Consider the following 3,133-nt stretch of genomic DNA (forward strand, 5'->3'; position numbering starts at 1 on the left):
TGCGGCCTGGCGCGAGAGCCTCGGACGATACGAGCACTTCGTGCGCGAGCGCAGCGATCGCCGCGTGCTGTTGCTGGAGCTCGGCGTGGGCGAGATGACCCCCGGCATCATCACGCTCCCGTTCTGGAGCATGACCGCGAAGCTGCCGGATGCGCACCTTTTGAGCGTAAACATCTCGGGCGGCTCGGCTCCGTTGCAGCTTGGAAGCAAGGCAGGGGCGATCCAGGCCGATTTGGGCGCCCTGCTCTCGGTGGCGCGGGCAGGTGGCGAGTAACGCGGAGCGGTAGACGCGCAATGAGGTTTTAGCCGCAGCCTCCGAACGAGAGGGCTCGGAGGCTGGTATTCCTGAATCGCAGGTCACGATGGGTTATCGGAATCGCGAAGAGCGGATACCGCCAGTAAGCCCCCTTCGGAATAGGCGTTGAGCAGCTCCTGGGCATGGGTGAACTCGGGGCCTCGTCTCCAGCCGAGCAGGCGGTTGACGGCCAGATTGCCCTGGACGTTGTGGATGAAGAGCAGGAAGGCGTCTTCGCGTGAAAGCCCTGTTTTCTCCATGACCCAGGGAACCATCTGCTCCGCTCCGCGTTCTATGACGCGCTGGGCTACGCGAGCGTATGCGTCGCTGTCCGAATAAAGCAGGCGATAATCGTCGTCTGCCGGCGGACGCTGGCAAAGCGTTGCCGATTCAACCCCCTCAAGCGGGGGAGCCGCTGCCAATGCCTCGTCGATAAGCGCATCGAGCAGCGCGTACTTATCCTCGCAATGCAGATAGAACGTTCCCCGGTTGATCTCGGCGCGGCGGCAGATGTCCGCCACCGTCATCTTCGCGAAGCCGACCTCGGCCAGCAGCGCGAAGAACGCCTCCTGTATGACCGAGAGGGTGTAGCGCCGCCGGCGGTCGATCTTGGTTTCTCCCATCGCCTCTCCAATCTGAGTCGTTTGACAATGTCCAGTAGCTGTTCGTTTATCGACAGGTGCACGCGTTTGTTCATTGCCCCTGCGAAAATCAACAAGGATACTGTTTATAGACACCTGTTTTTTATAGCTGAAAGGGAGCACGGATGACCCTGTGCGAGAAGCTCGGCATCGGGCTTGTCAGCCGATCGTTTTCCCATCGGGCCGTCTATCGAAACGGCGGCACGTCATACGATTTGAGCGATTGCGAGCCTGCTGCTTGCAAGCAAGATATCGAGGCTTTTGTCCGCAAGGTGGGGGAGGCTGATTGTGTGTTTACGGGAGAGGCAGGTAGGCAGGCGTTATGAGCATCTGCATCAAAAATCAGATTCAGAATATGAATATCGTCATCGGCTGCACGGTGGGGTGTCCATATTGCTATGCCCGTAACAATGTGAAACGTTGGCATATGATTGACGACTTCGCTGATCCTGCGTTCTTCCCGAGCAAGCTCAAGATGATGGAAAAGAAACGCCCGCAGAACTTTCTCCTTACCGGCATGAGCGATCTCTCCGGGTGGAAGCTGGAATGGCGAGACGAGGTATTTGCAAAGATCCATGAGAATCCACAGCATCAGTTCCTGTTCCTGACCAAGAGACCCGATTTGCTGGATTTAGATACCGACCTGGAAAACGCATGGTTCGGCGTTACGGTGACGAGGAAAGCGGAGCTGTGGCGTATCGACGCCCTTCGGAAAAACGTCAAAGCAAATCACTTCTTCGTTACTTTTGAGCCGCTATTCGACGATCCCGGTACGGTCGACCTTTCCGGAATCAACTGGATCGTCGTCGGTACCATGACCGGGGCGCAGAGCAGGAAGGTTCATACGGAACCGGAGTGGGCATGGTCTTTGACGGACCAGGCGCACGCGCTTGGCATTCCAATGTTTATGAAGGAAGACCTCGTCTCTGTCATAGGGGACGAAAACATGATTCAGGAATTGCCGGAAGAATTCGAAAGAGTGCTGGAGGTGCAGAGAACATGGCGGAAGTGATCGATGGAATCCTCATCAATGAGGTGGAAGCAAAGAACATCATGACCAAGTCCAGCCTGCCGGTAGGCGGCTACTCGGTCAATCCCTATGTAGGCTGCACGCATGCCTGTAAGTATTGCTATGCCTCCTTTATGAAGCGCTTTACCGGACACAAGGAGGAATGGGGCACCTTTCTTGATGTGAAGCATTGGCCGGAAATCAAGAATCCGAAGAAATACGCTGGACAGCGGGTGGTTATCGGTTCTGTGACGGATGGCTACAATCCACAGGAGGAGCGATTCGGGAATACCAGGAAACTCCTGGAGCAGCTGATTGGCAGCGATGCAGATATTCTGATCTGCACAAAGTCCAATCTTGTGGTACGGGATATCGATCTGCTGAAGAGGCTTGGACGAGTGACCGTTTCATGGTCGATCAACACGCTGGATGAGAACTTCAAGAACGATATGGACTCCGCGTCGAGCATCGAGCGTCGTATCGCTGCTATGAAGCAGGTGTATGACGAAGGTATCCGTACGGTCTGCTTCGTGTCCCCGGTATTTCCCGGCATCACGGATTTTGAGATGATTTTTGAGCGAGTAAAGGATCGGTGCGATTTGTTTTGGCTCGAAAATCTCAATCTTCGGGGTGGTTTCAAAAAAGCGATCCTGGATTATATCGCCGAGAAACATCCCAATCTCGTACCGCTTTACGATGAGATCTATAACAAGCGCAACCGTAGCTATTTTGAAGCGCTTGAAGTAAAAGCCGAGGAAATGGCCAAGAAGTACGATTGCCCCTTTGTGGACAACGAAATGCCTTATGGCAGAGTCCCCCAGGGGCATCCGGTGATCGTGGACTACTTCTATCACGAGGAAGTCCGAGGGTCAGATAATAGCGGAAAAAGAAATCGTTAAACGGAAACCGACGACGATTCGCTCGAGCGATTAGCGTCCACGCGTGGCTTCTGCCGATTGGCGCAACGGGCGACGGATTGAGGGATCGCTCGGGCGGATGATCCCGCTGCAGTACAGGCGGTCGCTCAATTTAGCGGCATGAGCGTTTTCGCACGGAAAACCAGTATCCCCTGTGCCGAGTTTAATCGTAGCGAATACAATGGGCACTGAGCATCAATCGAAAGTAGTCAAGAGCCTTTTCGACGGCTTCTACTACCTCTACCCCAGCCTCGAGCAGCGATGGGCATAC

General features: G+C 54.9%; 4 protein-coding genes and 1 pseudogene. 4 read left to right on the top strand and 1 reads right to left on the bottom strand.

Annotated features, from left to right (window positions below; translation table 11 throughout):
• A pseudogene (locus DWX39_RS11070) lies at positions 1 to 274 on the top strand (Sir2 silent information regulator family NAD-dependent deacetylase); the annotation flags it as partial.
• 83 nt (positions 275 to 357) lie between these two features.
• Here the strand turns inward: DWX39_RS11070 and DWX39_RS10620 are convergent.
• A complete protein-coding gene (locus tag DWX39_RS10620; protein ID WP_117759916.1) occupies positions 358 to 918 on the bottom strand; it encodes a TetR/AcrR family transcriptional regulator in 561 nt (186 codons plus the stop codon).
• A gap of 143 nt (positions 919 to 1,061) precedes the next feature.
• Here DWX39_RS10620 and DWX39_RS10625 point away from each other — a divergent pair, with 143 nt between their 5' ends.
• From DWX39_RS10625 to DWX39_RS10635, 3 genes are read left to right on the top strand one after another with little or no spacing between them, the layout of a single operon-like run.
• Positions 1,062 to 1,262, top strand: coding sequence for a hypothetical protein (locus DWX39_RS10625; protein WP_117759917.1), 201 nt, complete (start codon positions 1,062 to 1,064; stop codon positions 1,260 to 1,262).
• Positions 1,259 to 1,948 (top strand): radical SAM mobile pair protein A, encoded by a 690-nt coding sequence (locus tag DWX39_RS10630; RefSeq protein WP_055252677.1) that lies wholly within the window; start codon positions 1,259 to 1,261, stop codon positions 1,946 to 1,948. Before DWX39_RS10625 ends, DWX39_RS10630 begins: the two co-directional genes overlap by 4 nt.
• Positions 1,936 to 2,844: a radical SAM mobile pair protein B gene (locus DWX39_RS10635; RefSeq protein ID WP_117759919.1), complete on the top strand. Its 909-nt coding sequence runs from the start codon at positions 1,936 to 1,938 to the stop codon at positions 2,842 to 2,844. Before DWX39_RS10630 ends, DWX39_RS10635 begins: the two co-directional genes overlap by 13 nt.
• Positions 2,845 to 3,133 lie beyond the last annotated feature (289 nt).

It is taken from the genome of Collinsella sp. AF19-1LB (assembly GCF_003459655.1).
GTDB lineage: Bacteria > Actinomycetota > Coriobacteriia > Coriobacteriales > Coriobacteriaceae > Collinsella.